Source organism: Neiella litorisoli, from assembly GCF_014773395.1.
GTDB lineage: Bacteria > Pseudomonadota > Gammaproteobacteria > Enterobacterales > Neiellaceae > Neiella > Neiella litorisoli.
This window is the reverse complement of the sequence record NZ_JACXAF010000003.1, coordinates 1-16,554: the sequence shown is the minus strand read 5'-3', so window position 1 is coordinate 16,554 and position 16,554 is coordinate 1. Positions and strand designations below refer to the sequence as shown.

Below are 16,554 nucleotides of genomic sequence, written 5' to 3'. Positions count from 1 at the left end.
TTTCATGCTGTGATGTTTGCTCTGTGTAAAGGCCTTAAGGGCCATCACACAAAATCTAAATTCGATAGCAATCAGGCGCTCTTGGCGTCTGATTTTTTGTCACCGGACAAGTTTTTCTTGTTGCCACTTTTAAAGTCGGTCTCATACCAGCCGGAGCCGGATAAGCGAAAGCCGGCAGCTGAAATCAGTTTTTTTAAGCTACTGTTGTTGCAAGCTGGGCACTCGGTTAACGGTGCATCGCTCATTTTCTGCAACTTTTCTAACTCGTGACCACAATCGTCACAACGGTACTCGTAAATCGGCATAACGTGTCTTTCTCAGCTTTAAAGCCAATCGGTTTGGCCTGATTGGCAACTAATTTGTCGACGGTATCAATAACGGCGGGCAATTATACTGAAAGCACTTACGCTGTGCTAGGCGCATGAGCGGTGAATTTGGTGATTGTGGCGGTGATTGGCAAATGTGCTTTGAGCAACGGTTGTATCAGCTGCTGACAACAGCTGCATCAAGTATCCAATATCAAAGACACCGAGGAATCATCCCTGATGGCTCCACTGCAGCTTCCCTGCTGCAGAGGCTTTGATATTGGATACTTGATTCCGCCCTAGACAGTTCCGCGCATTTTTTTCGCCTAGGCCCAACTTCCAAGCTGCTCCCGAGCCGTATGAGCGCAGTGTTGTAGGTGATCCGCGATGACACAAAGAGGCAGCAAATAATGCACAGAGGTGCTTCAGCCGACAAGGATGTCGGGTGTAGAGCGATCCATGGATGGACTCGAGCGTCACCGAAGGGCATTGTTTGCTGCCGACTTAGCGCTGATTGATTTGGCAGCGGGCACAAGCTGCATCAAGTATCCAATATCAAAGACGCCGAGGAATCATCCCTGATGGCTCCACTGCAGCTTCCCTGCTGCAGAGGCTTTGATATAGACACTTGATTCCGCTCTAGACAGTTCCGCGCATTCTGTCACCTAGGTCCAACTTCCAAACTACTCCCGAACCGTATGAGCGCTGTGTTATAGGTGGTCCGCGATGACACAAGAGGGAGCAAATAATGCACTGAGGTGCTTCAGCCGACATGGATGTCGGGTGTAGAGCGATCCATGGATGGACTCGAGCGTCACCGAAGGGCATTGTTTGCTGCCGACTTAGGGCTGATTGATTTGGCTGCGGGCCTAGCTGCATCAAGTATCCAATATCAAAGACGCCGAGGAATCATCCTTGATGGCTCCACTGCAGCTTCCCTGCTGCAGAGGCTTTGATATTGGACACTTGATTCCGCTCTAGACAGTTCCGCGCATTTTGTCACCTAGCCCCCAATTCCAACTAGCGTTCGAACCGGATGTGCAGGCATTCCCTTGAGTGATAGCAAACCTCGCCACTTGCTGCTTCAGGCGGCATGGATGCCGCATGCAGAGCGATACATGGATGTGCTTGAGCGTCAGCAAGAGGTGAGGTTTGTTATCGCCATATGCCACTTTTGATCAAAGCGAGTAATGGGCCGTAGAAGCATTTTCTGCTCAAGAGGTTCAGCTCTACCCCCTGCTTCGGTTAGACTAGCGGATTATTTGAATTTGCCATTTTGTCCGTGACTCGATTAACCGACAACATATACGCCTCTGAGCAACAAGTAGCTGACTTCAACTTCGATCAGCGCGTTGCCGATGTCTTCCCCGACATGATTCAGCGCTCAGTGCCAGGCTACCAAACCATTTTGCACACCCTAGGTTTATTGACCGAACGCTACGCTCAGGCCAACTCGAACCTCTATGATCTCGGCTGCTCGTTAGGCGCTGCAACCTTGATGATGCGGCGTCACAACAAACAACCCGGTTGTCAGATTGTGTCGGTTGATAACTCCAAAGCCATGCTTGAGCGAGCCGAGCAGCATATTCATAGCTACCGAGGCGACACGCCGATCGATCTGCGCTGCCAAAACCTGCAAGACACAGAAATTACCAATGCATCCATGGTGGTGCTGAACTTTACCCTGCAGTTTATTGAGCCGGAGCAACGGTTAGATGTATTGAGCCAGATTGCTGCGGGAATGAACCAAGGCGGCATGCTGTTACTATCGGAAAAGATTCAACATGCTGATCCAGTCATGAACGACGTACTGATCGACTTGCACCATGAGTTCAAACGCGCCAATGGCTATTCTGAGCTGGAAATATCGCAAAAGCGCACCGCTCTAGAGAACGTCATGAAAACCGAAAGCGTGGAAACCAATCTGCAGCGTTTACAGCAAGCGGGCTTTGCTCACGCCTCGGTTTGGTATCAGAGCTACAATTTCTGTTCGATCATTGCCCTCAAGTAACGGCAATCAACTTGCTCCAAATGTAATAGGTTCACCGTGATTCATTTTGACGACTTATACCGCGAACTCCCCTACACCAAGCTCAGTCATTGGCTTGAAACCGTGCCAAGCCAACTGGCAAGGTGGCACCGCGAGTTGCGCAATTCCAAGTTTGCTGGCTGGCAGCGGGTGTTGAACAAACTGCCAGAGCTGGCTAGCCAAGACGTTGATTTTAGCGAGCAAGTCCGAATTGGTACCGAACACAGTATTGACTCTGGCATGCAGGCCAAACTTGAAGGACTGCTGACCCAATTCCACCCTTGGCGCAAAGGCCCGTATCACGTTCATGGTTTGCACATCGATACCGAATGGCGCTCGGACTGGAAATGGGATCGTGTAAAGCCTCACTTAGCACCACTGGCCGGCAAAACCATCCTCGATGTCGGTTGCGGCAATGGTTATCACATGTGGCGGATGAAAGGCGAAGGCGCCAATATGGTGGTCGGAATTGATCCTTCTGAGCTGTTTTTAATGCAGTTTTTGGCGATCAAGCGGCTCGCTGGCAATCCGGCGGGAATTCATTTGCTGCCGCTTGGCATTGAGCAGATGCCGCCGCTTGCGGCCTTTGATACGGTGTTTTCAATGGGCGTGCTATATCACCGCAAATCGCCGATTGATCACTTGCAGCAATTGCACGACTTACTGCATCCGGGCGGTCAATTGGTACTTGAAACATTAGTGATTGAAGGTGATGTCAATCAAGTCCTAGTGCCGACCGATCGTTATGCCAAGATGCGAAATGTTTGGTTCCTGCCGAGTGCCGAAGCCTTGCAACTGTGGCTGTCACGCATTGGCTTTCAGCACATTAAGTTGGTTGATTTAGACCAAACCAGTACCGATGAACAGCGACGCACTGACTGGATGACCAATGAAAGTCTGGCCGACTTTCTCGATCCAGCTGATAAGAGCAAAACCGTCGAGGGTTACCCTGCACCACTGCGAGCAGTCATCACCGCTCAACGACCATTGTGATCTGAGTCAAACAAGCCAGATTCAATGAATAATTTTGAGTCTGGCTCACATTAATCAAGCTATCAAAATTATTACCGGCGACTAATACTTAGGTCTAACCCAATAGGTTTGGAACTGAGGATTGCGATGAGCTTGCCGATACAAAAGCGTCTACAGGAAGTACTCTCTTATTACGGCATTCAGCCGTTGTCGAATATTGAGATTTGCGCCTCATCAAGCGTCAATGAAGTGTTCTTTGTTGATACTCAGCGCGGCCGGCTGGCATTAAAGCATCATATTCAAAACAACAGCTTGGAACGTCTGCGCCAAGAAATTGCGCTGTCGGTTAAGCTATCTCAACATGGCGTACCCACGGCTCGAGTGCTCAGTAACTCGATGTCGCAGCCCATTACCGAATATCAAAATTCGGAATTGTTTGTGGTCAGTGAATTCGTCGCAGGTAAGCCTCTGCCGACTGACAACCAACTGACCGAAAAACACGTCGCTCAAGTCGCCAAGTTACTCGCCAACTTTCACAATGCCGGCAAAGATGAAGAGTTGCAGCTACTGCCGACTCACATTTGCAGCCACGACGTGCAGGGCCTGACCAACCGTTTAATGACCTATCGCTGCGAATTACATACGCTCGAACAAAGCCACCCATGTGCAGCAGCGATGCTGTCGTTGATCTACACCGCCATGCCAAAAGCCATGGGATTGTCTCGGATCTTGCCGGAGCAGCTACTCGCGCAATGCCAACAAAATATCATTCATAGCGATATTCAAGCCTCCAATTTCCTATTCGATGACGAGCAGAACTTAGTGTCTTGCATTGACTTTGATGATGCCCGTCGCGATCTGCGGATTTACGATCTATACCAACTGGCCTTTTTGTGTGTAAACAGTCACTTCTCTCTGACACCAATGACCAACTCCCGCGTCCAGTGCTGGCAGGATAGTCTTCAGGTAATTCTGGAAAACTACGAACAAGTTGCCGAGCCGCTCAATGATGCCGAACGACAATGTTTTGTTGCCATGGCTGAAGTGCACTTTTTGCACCAGTTAGCGGACTACCAATTTGATGTCACCGATAACCAATGTGACGTCACCATTGGTAAGTTGCAGCGCGACATGATCAATCTCGAACACGACATGGCTGCGCTTCACCAAATCATGACCGAAGAGCCACAAGAAGTGCTCGGTTAATTAGACGATTAATGAGAGTGATGAGAAATTCTCGGCTGCCACTTCACTTTGGCGGCGAGCACCTTGGCCAAACTCAAACCAAGAGCAAATCCGACGAGCACTTCGAGCGATGTGATCAGCGGCAGTTGTTCAGCAATTGCCTGGGTCCAGTATTCCAGCGCCAGCGGTACCGCCACCATGCCGATCACCGGCACACCAAACAGCACAGCAAATGCACCGAACAATTGACCTCCTGAGCATTGCAGTTGAACCTGATCGCCAACCTGTAGTTGCTCATTGATGGGCAGCTGAATAGTAAACTCACCTTCTTTGGCGAACGCGCCGGACGGGCAACTCTGTCGTTGCTGACACTTGCTGCAGCCCCCCAGACGTTGGCCTCTTGCAACAATGTAATCATCAGTCACCGACACCACCTGCAGGCTGGCAGTGACATCATCTATTTCAGCACTCGATTGCTCGGTAACAATCGACTGAGCCACTCGCTGATCATGGTTTATTGGCGATCCGGTTGGCCCAGTCATCACGTCTCCTTACGCAAATGCAGATGCGGGCGTGTGGGTATGACAGGCCTTTGGACAAACGCGAGCGCAGGAGCTGCAGCCGATGCAATCGCCGGCATCTTTGAGCTCCATTACCATCATCACATCGTCTTCGTAGCCATCGTAAGCGTCGTCATCTTCATCGATTTCTCGCTCCACCAAATCGAAAACGTCCCGTGGGCAGACCTTGTAGCAACGGCCGCAGCCAATGCAGGTTGATTGGTCAATATCAGTGACAAACTGTGGCTCCCAGCTTTCGCCACTGCGGGTTTTCCCCATAAACTCGGCTGACATGTTTTTCTCCGTTTTTTCTAAAACAAAGGTTCCTAAGTGAATTCTGTGTTACCAACTCTCATCCAGCAAATCAGTGAGTGCCTTACTCTGATTGTTCTGATTACTGCTGCGGCGTAATGCCTTACCGAGCCAGCCCTTGGGGCCATCAACTAACTGTGTCTGAAGTTCAATAATGGCCTGATGAATGAGCTGTTCAGGAGCGACTTTGACCGGTTGTACCCCTTGGCTGACAAGATGAGCAATGGCCGATGGGCCAATGGCATTGCAATACACCGCGGCGCAGCGGTGCAAGGCGTCGTATCTGGCTTGTAATTTGCCCTGATCATGGCCGCTGACCATTTGGTTAAATTGGATGATTTCAGCAACGCCCGCCTGATGTCGATCAACGCCGTAAATAGATAGCGATTTGCAGGTGCCAAAATGCTGATTGATATGCTCTTGATCATCGGTGGCAAACGCCACAAACAACTCGAAATGCTGTGACGGATCGGACACAAGCTGAAGCTTACGCTGAGGATTAACGTTATTCATCGTTAACTACCTCGCGCTACTGTCGACAATGTGTCTGCAGCTTCAAATCGATACTTGGAGTAGTGCGGGGTCACCTCATCGTGGTGATGTTTGTACAAGCAATTGGCCAGCGCAAACAAAACGGCGCGACTGCCTTCGTAACCAAGTTGCAAGGTATCGCTACTGCCGTATTTGTCATGGCATGGATAACCCGCTCGAAGCACCGGAACTTGCGGCTCACAAAGGGCGGCGCAATGACTGTTGCCAACTACCACTTCAACTTCAGCCAGTACCTGTTCAATGTCAGATAGATCACCGACAACCCAATCATCGGTTTGCCAATGTTCTGCGCCGGCACTGCCTGTGGCAGTAACAATTCGTTTGATCGCCATGCCCTGCTCTGCCAGCAGAGTTTGGTAGCCTGCCGCCAAATCGGTTTCTGCAGCAATCGCGACAGCAGCCTGGCTCAGTACAAAGTGGCAATCGAGCATCGCGTCTTGCAGCCGTTGCCGGCTGCGGTTAATCCAATTCGGCACCGGCTTGCCAGTTAACTGCGTCAGCAACTGCACTAAGCCATCAGTTTCCGCTAATCCCATGACATTGCCGACAAAATGGCAAGGCACCTGATGATGCTGCTGCAACCATTTACCGGTCGCTTGCAGTGACTCGCCAATCACGATTGTTGCCGCACTGGTTGCCATCCGCTCGATATCTTCAATGGCGGTGCCTCCTGCACTGGTGGCAGAAAAATCATCACCATCAAGGTGGCCATCAAGCGATTGTGATAAGTCCGGCACCATGATGGCATCGATGTCAAAGGCATCAAGATAACGCTGCAACAAATCAACATCAGCAGGCGTTAACGCGCTGCTTGCTAACACATTGAGCTGCAAACTGTGATTGTGATATGCCCGCGTTGGCTGACTCACGGCTGGTGGTGTGGTTTGCCGTGTTATCTGCCGAACAAGGGCATCAACCGCGGCAGCGTACCCGGTCTGCATCGAGCCGGTAAAATCAGGCGTGTTAATGGTCACCACACGAGTGGCTGCATGCTGCGGATATTGCTGCCGAAACTGCTTGGCGATGCGTTCGATATCGGCCCCTTGCATTTCAGTCAGGCCAGTGGTCATGACTGCGATCAGATCCGGATGGTGTTTGTCACACAACAGAGCAATGGCACTGAGCAGATTGTCATCGCCGCCCATGACGGCGGCAACTTGATCAATCGCGGTGTTTTGCAGCGGTACCGGCTCACGAAAATGCTGGATCAAATACACTTTGGCAAAGGCTGCACAGCCCTGAGAGCCGTGCATCAATGGAATGCTGTTGGCCAAGCCCAGCATCGCCAGCGTCGCGCCGGTCGGTTGACTGGTTTTTAGTGGTCGTTCGACCAAAGCACGCTTGTTCACTTTACGAATCACCATGATTAGTGCTCCCGCGCAATGTTTCGGCCTTGATGACGGACCACACTTAAATGGATCAACTCCGATGGCTCAAGCCATGGCGCGGTACTGCGAACTTTTTGCCAAATTGGGCTTTCCAAGGTTCGGCATAATTCCTTGGCCAAATTAACCAGACCGGCATAGCCCGCATAAGCATGCTCGCGCTCTTGGTTAATGTCGAGAAATGGCATTTTCGCCTTGAGCGCGGTGTACATGTTGCGGCCACCAGCAATCATTAGATCGGCGTTGTGTTCGGCAGCCACATCCAATAAATTGCGCGCCCCACCCTCATCAAGCATTAACGCATCTGGGCCCATAATCTCGCGAATACGCGCTTTGTCGTGCTCGGTTGATTTCTTCGTGCCAGTCGCAACCACTTCAATGTCGAGTTGCTGAAGTGCAGCGACCACTGACCAAGATTTCACCCCGCCGGTATAAACCAATGCCCGTTTGCCTTGCAGCCGATCACGATAAGGAGCCAACAGCGCTTTGGTTTCCATTTCCTTAAAGGCAATCAGTTGTTCAGTTTCAGCAATCAGTTTTGGATCACCAATCAGACGGGCAAATTGTCGAAGCGACTCTGAAGTGTCCTCAAGGCCATAAAAGCTCCCTTCAAACCACGGGATCCCCCAACGCTGCTCCAGCATCCGGGCAACATTGATTTGTGCTCGCGAGCAAACCACCATGGCGGCATCGGCTCGATGCATGGTTTGAATTTCATGAAAACGAGTGTCACCGGCCATGCAGCTCAGCACTCGATAACCAAGTTGTTCGAGTAACGGTGAAATGTGCCAAAACTCACCAGCAATGTTGTATTCGCCGATCAACACAATGTCATGCACTTTGCGGGTCGCATCGTGGCGCATCACGGGTTTAGGTGGCGGCTCAGCGGTACCAATGACTTTGCGCACCATGACATCGCCAGCGATGCGGTTGCCCAAGTTTTTATTGCCATAGAAGCCTGCGGCATCAACAGCAATCACTGGGCGCTTCCAACGTTGCTGTGCTAAATCGCAAATGGCATCGACATCGTTGCCTTCAAGCGCAGGGACACAGGTCATGTAGACAAATACTGCTGGCGGATCGTGACGCTCAATGACCTCTTTGATGGCGTGGAGCAAGCGCTTTTCAGCACGGCCCATAATGACATCTTGCTCATTTAGATCGGTGGTAAAGCCCAAACGAAACAGGTTTCGGCCATTGGCTCGGGTGCCACGGTTGTTCCAACTATTACCGGCACAGGCAATGGGTCCGTGAATGATATGGGCAACATCGGCAATCGGCAGCAAACTGATTTGTGCGCCATCGAAGCTGCAGCCTCCGGCGGTATTACCTGGGGTTGGCCGACTACAACCGCTTTTGTCACCTTTGTTGTGCTCACAAGCGGGTTCATCTAATAATTCGGCGATTTCACTACGTTTCATTGGGCTCCTCCTGAGAAGCAAAGACCGGCTCAACGGCACTAGTGCCAAGCAACCATTGTCCGTTCTTGCTAAAACAGTCTTCATAGGAACCAGTGCAAACTTCGGACCTCCATTAACATAATGATTTAATTGATTTAATTATTGTAAGGTTTACGACAAAGGGTGCCAGCATGGGCCTGTTAGAGACAAAAAAAGCGAGCCATTGAGGCTCGCTTGAACAGAATAACGACAACCGTTAGTTCATCTATTCTTTTTTTAAATGCGCCAACAAGATCCGCATGAACTCATTTTCCAGCGATGGCGGCGCGCCATAGAACACCAGATCATGGTTACGATCAGGTATTAACCACAGGCTTGATTGCTTCAAGTGGCGGTGTTGATCCAGCACTGGCTCCAATGGGAAATACTTATCGTGCTGGCCATTAATCATCAATGTATCGGCAATAATTTTCTGCAACTGCGGCGGCGAGAAGTTAGGTTGCTGATAGTCAGCAGCCAATGCTCGATATTGAGCGAGCAATGCGTCAACTTGCGGCTGACCGCCAGGGTGAAGCGCCACTAACTTACTTTGAAACGCCTTAGAAAAGTGGTTAAAGCCCTTTGCTTTGCGCTGCTGTTCGCGAGCCGACTCGGCAAGGTAAGAGCCCGAGCCAATTAGGACCAACTTGCCAATTCGCTTGGGTTGCTCAATGGCCATTCGAGTGAGTGTCAACGCCCCTTCACCGTAACCGACCGCATCAAATTTGGCGATATTCAAATGAGCCATTAATGCCGATAAATCGGCTGCTGCCTCACGATAAGAAAACATTTCCGATGGATTAGTGGATAAACCATGGCCGCGAAGATCAGGGACAATCACCTGAAAGTGGTTCGACAGACGATCAAGATAAGGTTGCCATAGCTCGCCAGAATCAAGAAAACCATGAACCAGCAACAATGGCGCGCCAGTGCCAACGGTTCGATAGTGAATTGATACATCGCCAAGGGTAAAGGTATTTGCCAACAACGCACCTTGCTGGACCTCAGGCTCCGGCAGCACCAAAGGTTCCGGCTTGCTTTTCGCCGGCTTAGTTGGCTTTGCCGGTTTGTCATCAATATTCGCCACCGGGTTATCTGCCGATGTTGAAACAGTCTGAGTTTTGTTGCCAGTTGTGGCGGGCGTGTCCAATGATGGCTCTGCCGGAGAAGTCAGTTCTTGGCTATGAGCAACACTCATGCTGCACAGCAATACAGCAGCCAAAAGCTTAGCGGAACAAGTCATTACATCATCCTTAAACGGGGCAAACAGATAAAAAGCCCTCAACACTAGATAAGACCCCAACACCCTAGCATACCCTGTGCAACAAGTGACATGCGAAGGCTTAACAATTTGCCTAATTGGGTCAATTCTGCGGCATTACGCAAAATCTGATTCGACGCATTAAAAACCGATTAAATCTTGCACACCTTCATATCGCCAACTAGCTTTTAACCAACTGACGCTAATAAGGAATTTATCAATGACACCACGGATATCAATGCTCCTCACAGCACTGTTGTTGATGCTGCTTGCCCAGCCGTTGCAGTCACAAGCTGAAACCATTACAACGGATGCAGAAGTAGTGGTTATCGGCGATATTCATGGCGCATTTGATGAGCTCACCTCGCTACTACAAGAGCTCAAGGTGGTTGATGCACAGCTCAATTGGATTGGCGGCAATCGCCATCTAGTCAGCCTTGGTGATCTGGTCGACCGCGGTTCAGGCTCTCGTCAGGTTGTTGAATTGATGATGAAGTTGCAACAGCAAGCGGAAGCGGCTGGCGGCGGCTACAGTCAACTCTTAGGTAATCATGAAATCATGCTCATGACCGGCGACTACCGCTACGTCAGCGATATTGAATTTGCCAGTTACAAAGACTTGTCATCGAAATCATTGCGCGATGATTTATTCAAAAAATACAGTAAGTTGTTTCCAAACGAAAAGGACATTACCAGCGATTTTGAAGGCAACTTTCCAGAGGGATTTACCGGCTTGATGCAGGCCTTTTCGCCCCAAGGCGACATCGGCAAGTGGCTGCGCAAACATGGTCGAGCGGCAGTCAAAGTCAATAATCAGGTGTTCGTTCATGGTGGTTTATCACTCGATTCCCTCGAGCTGTCCATTGATCAGCTCAACGAAGTCACAACGCAAGCTTTAAATGACTACCAAAAACCGTTTGATGACCTGCTTGAATTCGGTATTTTGCCCTTCACCTTGCTCAACTACTCGGGTGAATCCGCTGCCTTAGCCTTTCTAGATAGTCGCAACGCAAAACGCCAACCTTGGTACAAAGCCGCCAAACAGTTTGTCGAAGCCCAAGACAGTTTGTTGTTTTCTCAGACCGGGCCATTTTGGTATCGCGGCAACGCATTCTGCCCTGAGCTACTCGAATCCTACACGGTCGAAAAAGCCCAGAAGAAATATCAGATCGACCACATCGTCGTCGGCCACTCGGTCAGATATCGTCGTCTCGTCAGCCGAGTTGACGGCGCCGTGATTTTAGCTGACACCGGAATGTTAACCAATTACTACGGCGGAACCCCGTCGGCCCTATTACTGTCGCACGATCAACCGACAGGTCATCACCTCAATAATCAATTTGGCAGCAACATCGTTGCGGAAACCGAGCGTTTTCGTCACAACCCGCCGGGGATGAAAGACGAGGATGTCGAGCAGTTTCTGAAAACAGCAGAAATCATCGACAACAGTGCCATCGGCAAAGGCGTGACCCGCTCACGAGTACTCACCTTAAAGCAAGGTGAGACCCAGCTCCGCGCCTCGTTTAAAACCTTCAATAAGAGCGGCGATCGCTACGTGTTTGAAGTTGCCGCTTATAAGCTTGACCGTCTGCTTGGCCAAAACCTAGTGCCGCCGACGGTGTTGCGGACCATTAATGGCAAGGAAGGTGCAGTGCAACTATGGGTCGAAAACCTGATTGATGATAACCACAGGAAAGACCATAGAATCGAATACGCAGGCATTTGTGAGGAACTAGGTTGGACCCGATTAATGCTCAACTTCGATACCTTGACGTTCAACATTGACCGTAACAACGGCAATATTCTTTGGGATGAAGAGTTCTTCGGCATGTTCATCGATCACTCGCAAGCCTTTGGCGATACAGTCGGCAAACCGAAAATGTATCGCCGCTCAACCTTCCGGCTATCGAATCTCTATGAAAAACGGCTGCGTGGTCTCACTCAAGAAAAACTCAAAGAAGCCTTGTCAGATTACCTGAGCAATAGCCAGATTAATGCCATCGTTAAGCGTCGTGACTACATTTTGAGAAAAGCAAAATAATGACGTTTTCGGCTCATTACCGATCGCAACCTGAGTACTCCGTGCTTGAGCGAGTGCTCAGGTTGGGCGGCGACGTTCAGCCTGGCGAAGGGCTAAAAGTTCTATCGCTGTTTTTCATTCTGTTCATGTTGATGTTCACCGCCTATATCCTCAAGCCCGTTCGCGAGGAGCTAATTCTGGTGGAGCAAGGTTCTGAGCTAAAGAGCTATGCCACCGCTTTTCAGGCGCTATTACTGCTGTTTTTGCTACCCGCTTATGGCGCATTTTCACGACGCTTCAGCAGCCGCCGCTTTATGATGGCGGTGATGTCCTTCTTCATTTTGTCGTTTGTGTTGTTTTTACTGGCGAGCCTCGCCGGACTGGCTATTGGTCTTTTGTTTTACATCTGGCTGGGCGCATTTGGGGTATTAACCATCAGTCAATTTTGGGCCTATGCCAGTGACCGACTTGATGAAGACAGCGGCAAGCGCTTGTTTGGTCTGATTGCATTTGGCGCGTCGATGGGGGCAATGATAGGAGCCATGGCGGCCAAGGCATTACCGCTAGAATTAGATAGCCGAATTATTCTGGCTGCAGGCGCCATCACCTTAATGCTGTCGCAGTTGCCGGTGCTATTTGCTAAGTCGAGCCAGGTCAAACTCAATCTTGATCGGCCGAAACAACCAACCAAGCTGTTCAATGCTTTTGCGCTGATCCGAGCAAATCGATACCTGATGCTCATCGCCCTGTTTGTGCTGTTGTTTAGTTGGACCAATTCATTGGGCGAATATTTGGTTAGTCTGCTGGTCGAGCACAACTATGATATGGCACTTGAGTCGGGGTCGGTGGAGTTATCGAAAAACGCCTACATCAAGCAGTTCTACAGCAACTATTTTCTGGCCGTGAATATCGGCAGCGCACTATTGCAATTCTTTGTCGTTTCACGATTTATCAACGCTTTTGGCGTCAAACTATCGCTAGTTTTGGTGCCTCTATTTATTTTTATCGGCTATGCCCTGGTGCTCTTTGTTGGTGCTTTACTGCTGTTCAAAATCATCAAGATTGTTGAAAACAGCCTCGATTACTCGCTCATGAACACGGTTAAACAAATGCTCTACATTCCAACATCACGACAGGAGCGTTATGAAGCCAGAGCGCTGATCGAAACACTGTGCGTTCGCGGTGGCGATATGCTGCAAGGGCTCACTGTGTTCGTTGGCCTCAACGTGCTAGCTCTTCACCCCAAGAGTTTTCTGTATTTTATTGTCGTTGTCGCCATCGTGGTCATTGCCCTTGCGCTGAATATTGGCAATCGCTACCGGCAGTTACACCGACCTGATTAGCTAATTTGTTTCATCACACGCGCCGGATTGCCGCCAATCACGACATTATCACCAAAGCTTTTGGTCACCACCGCTCCGGACGCAACAACCACATTGTCACCTAGGGTGACTCCCGGATTAATCACCGCATGGCCGCCAATCCAACAGTCATCACCAATCGTCACCGGCAAACCAAATTCCAGACCACTGACCCGCTCTTTGCGGTCGAGCGGATGACCAGGGGTGTAAATGCCAACTTGCGGTGCCATTAGGCAATTGTCACCAATTCGAACTTCAGCGACATCCAAGATCACACAATCAAAATTGGCGTAAAAGTTCTCGCCGACATGAATGTTGACGCCATAGTCGCAGCGAAAATTTGATTCAATGTAAATATGTTTGCCGGTTGAGCCGAAGAGTGATTTGATCAGTCGGGTCCGTTTGGGGATCTCACTCATACTGATCTGATTAAGCTGTTCAGTCAGTTGTCGGGCATTTTTGCGCAATGCCATGAGCTCCGCGTCGAAGGGGTTATAGTGCTGACCGCTCAGCATTTTTTCGAATTCCGATGGCATTGTGGCTCCATATCAGTGAAACAAGTCAGTCATTGAATTGGCAAAGATAGTTGGTCCGGCAAAAATGTCTGCCATCGACCAAGGTCAACAAGCTTTATCTGCCAATTTACGATACATTACCCACCATCCAACTTACCACTTCAAAAACATTGGTCATACAGGAAGACTTTACCTATGTTGCAAGCCTTTGGCTTTTCGTTATCGGTTACCACGCCAATTTTGTTGATGATGGTACTGGGTTATGTGTTTCGTCGTCGAGGCATGATTTCAGCCGACTTTATTCAAAGTGGCTCCAGTCTGGTGTTCAATGTCACCTTGCCTTGCTTATTATTCCTTAATGTCGCTAGCGCAGATGTCGCGGCGCTGATTCAACCCAAATTGCTGGCAACAGCAACGGCGATAACCTTGGGTTCAGCAGCGCTATTGTGGTGGTACGGTCGCAACATGGCGGCTGCCCAGCGCGGCGTGTTTGTGCAAGGCTGTTTTCGCGGCAACATGGGCATCATCGGCTTAGCGACCATCGTCAATGCCTTTGGCAACGATGCGTTAGCGCCGGCAGGGATCTATCTTGCCATTATCGCCATTGTCTACAACCTGACGGCCATTGTTGTGCTCAGCGCAGCACAAAGTCGTTCCGAACAAAACTTACTCAAGCAAACCATTGGCTCGATGCTGACCAACCCTTTATTTTTAGCCATTGCCGCAGGTTTGTTGTTAGCGCTGGCTCGCATCAGCTTACCGGAATGGTTAATGACCAGTGGCCGCTACCTTGCCAATATGACGCTACCACTGGCACTACTTTGTGTTGGCGGTTCGCTCAGTCTTGAGCGGTTGAAAGGAAATCGTAGCCTGATTGTGCAAGCTTCGGTGGTGAAGCTAGTGTTGATGCCTGCATTCGCGGTGCTCTGCGGTGCGATGCTGGGCTTCAGAGACGTTAACTTGGGTATTTTGTATTTGATGATGGCAACGCCATCGGCTACGGCCAGCTTTGTGATGGCCAAGCAAATGGCGGGAGACGCGGATTTAGCGGCCGATATTATTGCGGTGACCACCGTATTTGCGGTGCTAACCACAACCTTGGGTTTGCTGGCGCTGCGTTCGCTAGCGCTCATTTAGTGACTGACTTCGGCTGCATCTTGTTGGCGAAATTTTCGATAGGCCAGCCAAATCAGTAGCATAATAAACAAGGCATAGAGGTTAACCCCATATTCGATACCGTTGGCCTGCCACGACAGCAAGATTTTGAGTGGCGCGCCAACGCCTAAAGACCAGCTTTGAGCTTCAATTTCAATGATCTGAACGAGGCTCAAAACGCCTGTGATGCGCAATGCCATGATGCTCTTTCTGGAGATCATCCAAGCCAATAATCCTGTGAGTAAGGCTTGATACAGGTACAAACCTGAGTCATCGCCGGCGACCTCTGGCAACACCATATAACCAAACAAAAGAAATCCCAGCAGACTGCTGAGTGTCAGCAAAGTCACCAGAGTTTTTGTTGCTACGTTGTGTCGGTCGAACATATACCCATCCCTATTACTGGCCCATTGCCATCCATTCAGTGTAACAGAGGCTTGCACGACAATGATCACACACTCCCTGTGGGTATTGGCTGCGAAGGAGATCGCACTGACGGTTTGAGAGTCGCTTGGGAGTTGGATCGTCGAGCTTCTGCCGCAGGGAAGCGTCTGTAGAGCCATCAGGGATGATTTCACGGCGTCTCGTCAAGACAGCTCGCAAGCGGCGAAGCCGACTCTTGAGAACAGAATCGACATTCGCGAACAACTGCGAGAGCAAACCTCACCCCATGCTGGCGCTCAAGCACATCCTTGTGTCGCTCTGCATGCGGCATCCATGCCGCCTGAAGCAGCAAGTTGCGAGGTTTACTATCGCTCTGGATAGATTGGCGCACGGACGGTTTGAGAGCCGCTTGGGAGTTGGATTGTCGAGCTTCTGCCGCAGGGATGAGGCAGCAGAGCCTATATGGGACAACTTTATTAAGTTGTCGCGCAGGCAGGACGCCGGAGCGGGGCTTTGCAGAGGGCAGGAGCCCGCCAGCAAAGTATTTACGGCGTCTCGACGAGACAGCTTGCAAACGGCGAAGATTTCTCACGAGGAACAAGCAGCATTCGCGAACAACAGCGAGAGCAAACCTCACCCCATGCTGACGCTCAAGCACATCCTTGTGTCGCTCTGCATGCGGCATCCATGCCGCCTGAAGCAGCAAGTTGCGAGGTTTACTATCGCTCTGGGCTGATTTGGCATGCTGACGGTTTGAGAGCCGCTTGGGAGTTGGATTGTCGAGCTTCTGCCGCAGGGATGCGGCAGCAGAGCCTACATGGAAGTATTTACGGCGTCTCTACTAGACAACTCGCAAGCTGCGACAACATCCGCTGTAAGTTGAAGTGGCTGCAGTTGAGTCATCAGGGACGATTTCTCGGCGTCTTTGATATTGGACACTTGATGCAGCTAGACCCGCAGCCAAAACAATAAGTCCTAAGTCGGCAGCAAACAATGCCCTTCGGTGACGCTCGAGTCCATCCATGGATCGCTCTACACCCGACATCCATGTCGGCTGAAGCACCTCAGCGCATTATTTGATGCCTCCATCAATGATCGTTCTGCAGATTGGCGCACTGA

At 50.3% G+C, this 16,554-nt stretch carries 16 protein-coding genes; 7 read left to right on the top strand and 9 right to left on the bottom strand.

What is annotated here, in order from left to right:
* Positions 1–71 precede the first annotated feature (71 nt).
* Positions 72–305: an FmdB family zinc ribbon protein gene (locus tag IC617_RS02315; RefSeq protein WP_087506904.1), complete on the bottom strand. Its 234-nt coding sequence runs from the start codon at positions 303–305 to the stop codon at positions 72–74.
* A gap of 1,282 nt (positions 306–1,587) precedes the next feature.
* Here IC617_RS02315 and cmoA point away from each other — a divergent pair.
* The 3 genes from cmoA to IC617_RS02300 all read left to right on the top strand — a co-directional run bounded on the left by cmoA (position 1,588) and on the right by IC617_RS02300 (position 4,512).
* On the top strand, positions 1,588–2,316 hold the full coding sequence (gene cmoA, locus IC617_RS02310) for a carboxy-S-adenosyl-L-methionine synthase CmoA (RefSeq protein ID WP_191143381.1): 729 nt from the start codon (positions 1,588–1,590) through the stop codon (positions 2,314–2,316).
* Between the two features lie 36 nt (positions 2,317–2,352).
* Positions 2,353–3,327 (top strand): tRNA 5-methoxyuridine(34)/uridine 5-oxyacetic acid(34) synthase CmoB, encoded by a 975-nt coding sequence (gene cmoB, locus IC617_RS02305; protein ID WP_191143380.1) that lies wholly within the window; start codon positions 2,353–2,355, stop codon positions 3,325–3,327.
* Positions 3,328–3,453: 126 nt separating this feature from the next.
* A complete protein-coding gene (locus tag IC617_RS02300; protein WP_191143379.1) occupies positions 3,454–4,512 on the top strand; it encodes a phosphotransferase in 1,059 nt (352 codons plus the stop codon).
* An 8-nt stretch (positions 4,513–4,520) separates the two neighbouring features.
* On the opposite strand, the gene IC617_RS02295 is transcribed toward IC617_RS02300, so the two are convergent.
* The 6 genes from IC617_RS02295 to IC617_RS02270 all read right to left on the bottom strand — a co-directional run bounded on the left by IC617_RS02295 (position 4,521) and on the right by IC617_RS02270 (position 9,982).
* Entirely contained in the window at positions 4,521–5,033 is a 513-nt protein-coding gene (locus tag IC617_RS02295) for a SoxR reducing system RseC family protein (RefSeq protein WP_191143378.1), read from the bottom strand.
* A 9-nt stretch (positions 5,034–5,042) separates the two neighbouring features.
* Positions 5,043–5,345: a ferredoxin III, nif-specific gene (fdxB, locus tag IC617_RS02290; protein ID WP_191143377.1), complete on the bottom strand. Its 303-nt coding sequence runs from the start codon at positions 5,343–5,345 to the stop codon at positions 5,043–5,045.
* A gap of 48 nt (positions 5,346–5,393) precedes the next feature.
* Positions 5,394–5,876, bottom strand: coding sequence for a NifB/NifX family molybdenum-iron cluster-binding protein (locus tag IC617_RS02285; RefSeq protein ID WP_191143376.1), 483 nt, complete (start codon positions 5,874–5,876; stop codon positions 5,394–5,396).
* Positions 5,877–5,878: 2 nt separating this feature from the next.
* Positions 5,879–7,279 (bottom strand): nitrogenase iron-molybdenum cofactor biosynthesis protein NifN, encoded by a 1,401-nt coding sequence (nifN, locus tag IC617_RS02280; protein WP_191143375.1) that lies wholly within the window; start codon positions 7,277–7,279, stop codon positions 5,879–5,881.
* Between the two features lie 2 nt (positions 7,280–7,281).
* Positions 7,282–8,721, bottom strand: a complete 1,440-nt coding sequence (nifE, locus tag IC617_RS02275) for a nitrogenase iron-molybdenum cofactor biosynthesis protein NifE (RefSeq protein ID WP_191143374.1) — start codon at positions 8,719–8,721, stop codon at positions 7,282–7,284.
* 244 nt (positions 8,722–8,965) lie between these two features.
* Entirely contained in the window at positions 8,966–9,982 is a 1,017-nt protein-coding gene (locus IC617_RS02270; RefSeq protein WP_191143373.1) for an alpha/beta fold hydrolase, read from the bottom strand.
* Positions 9,983–10,220: 238 nt separating this feature from the next.
* Here IC617_RS02270 and IC617_RS02265 point away from each other — a divergent pair, with 238 nt between their 5' ends.
* Positions 10,221–12,041, top strand: coding sequence for a metallophosphoesterase (locus tag IC617_RS02265; RefSeq protein WP_191143372.1), 1,821 nt, complete (start codon positions 10,221–10,223; stop codon positions 12,039–12,041).
* On the top strand, positions 12,041–13,363 hold the full coding sequence (locus tag IC617_RS02260) for an NTP/NDP exchange transporter (protein WP_191143371.1): 1,323 nt from the start codon (positions 12,041–12,043) through the stop codon (positions 13,361–13,363). Before IC617_RS02265 ends, IC617_RS02260 begins: the two co-directional genes overlap by 1 nt.
* Here IC617_RS02260 and IC617_RS02255 read toward each other — a convergent pair.
* A complete protein-coding gene (locus IC617_RS02255) occupies positions 13,360–13,917 on the bottom strand; it encodes a sugar O-acetyltransferase (protein WP_191143370.1) in 558 nt (185 codons plus the stop codon). The genes IC617_RS02260 and IC617_RS02255 overlap by 4 nt on opposite strands.
* A gap of 174 nt (positions 13,918–14,091) precedes the next feature.
* On the opposite strand from IC617_RS02255, the gene IC617_RS02250 reads away from it, so the two are divergent.
* On the top strand, positions 14,092–15,033 hold the full coding sequence (locus IC617_RS02250; protein WP_191143369.1) for an AEC family transporter: 942 nt from the start codon (positions 14,092–14,094) through the stop codon (positions 15,031–15,033).
* On the opposite strand, the gene IC617_RS02245 is transcribed toward IC617_RS02250, so the two are convergent.
* Positions 15,030–15,437 carry a hypothetical protein gene (locus IC617_RS02245; protein WP_191143368.1) on the bottom strand — a complete coding sequence of 136 codons (408 nt, stop codon included), beginning with the start codon at positions 15,435–15,437 and terminating at the stop codon, positions 15,030–15,032. The two genes, IC617_RS02250 and IC617_RS02245, sit on opposite strands and share 4 nt — an antisense overlap.
* 511 nt (positions 15,438–15,948) lie before the next feature.
* Between IC617_RS02245 and IC617_RS02240 the strand changes: the two genes are divergently transcribed.
* A complete protein-coding gene (locus IC617_RS02240) occupies positions 15,949–16,407 on the top strand; it encodes a hypothetical protein (protein ID WP_191143367.1) in 459 nt (152 codons plus the stop codon).
* Positions 16,408–16,554 lie beyond the last annotated feature (147 nt).

What these genes read in the sequence shown, in the direction of transcription:
- IC617_RS02270 (WP_191143373.1), bottom strand. Translation starts at nt 9,982, where the DNA reads ATGACTTGTTCCGCTAAGCTTTTGGCTGCTGTATTGCTGTGCAGCATG.
- IC617_RS02315 (WP_087506904.1), bottom strand. Translation starts at nt 305, where the DNA reads ATGCCGATTTACGAGTACCGTTGTGACGATTGTGGTCACGAGTTAGAA.
- IC617_RS02265 (WP_191143372.1), top strand. Translation starts at nt 10,221, where the DNA reads ATGACACCACGGATATCAATGCTCCTCACAGCACTGTTGTTGATGCTG.
- IC617_RS02285 (WP_191143376.1), bottom strand. Translation starts at nt 5,876, where the DNA reads ATGAATAACGTTAATCCTCAGCGTAAGCTTCAGCTTGTGTCCGATCCG.
- IC617_RS02295 (WP_191143378.1), bottom strand. Translation starts at nt 5,033, where the DNA reads ATGACTGGGCCAACCGGATCGCCAATAAACCATGATCAGCGAGTGGCT.
- IC617_RS02300 (WP_191143379.1), top strand. Translation starts at nt 3,454, where the DNA reads ATGAGCTTGCCGATACAAAAGCGTCTACAGGAAGTACTCTCTTATTAC.
- IC617_RS02250 (WP_191143369.1), top strand. Translation starts at nt 14,092, where the DNA reads ATGTTGCAAGCCTTTGGCTTTTCGTTATCGGTTACCACGCCAATTTTG.
- nifE (WP_191143374.1), bottom strand. Translation starts at nt 8,721, where the DNA reads ATGAAACGTAGTGAAATCGCCGAATTATTAGATGAACCCGCTTGTGAG.
- IC617_RS02255 (WP_191143370.1), bottom strand. Translation starts at nt 13,917, where the DNA reads ATGCCATCGGAATTCGAAAAAATGCTGAGCGGTCAGCACTATAACCCC.
- fdxB (WP_191143377.1), bottom strand. Translation starts at nt 5,345, where the DNA reads ATGTCAGCCGAGTTTATGGGGAAAACCCGCAGTGGCGAAAGCTGGGAG.
- IC617_RS02260 (WP_191143371.1), top strand. Translation starts at nt 12,041, where the DNA reads ATGACGTTTTCGGCTCATTACCGATCGCAACCTGAGTACTCCGTGCTT.
- IC617_RS02245 (WP_191143368.1), bottom strand. Translation starts at nt 15,437, where the DNA reads ATGTTCGACCGACACAACGTAGCAACAAAAACTCTGGTGACTTTGCTG.
- nifN (WP_191143375.1), bottom strand. Translation starts at nt 7,279, where the DNA reads ATGGTGATTCGTAAAGTGAACAAGCGTGCTTTGGTCGAACGACCACTA.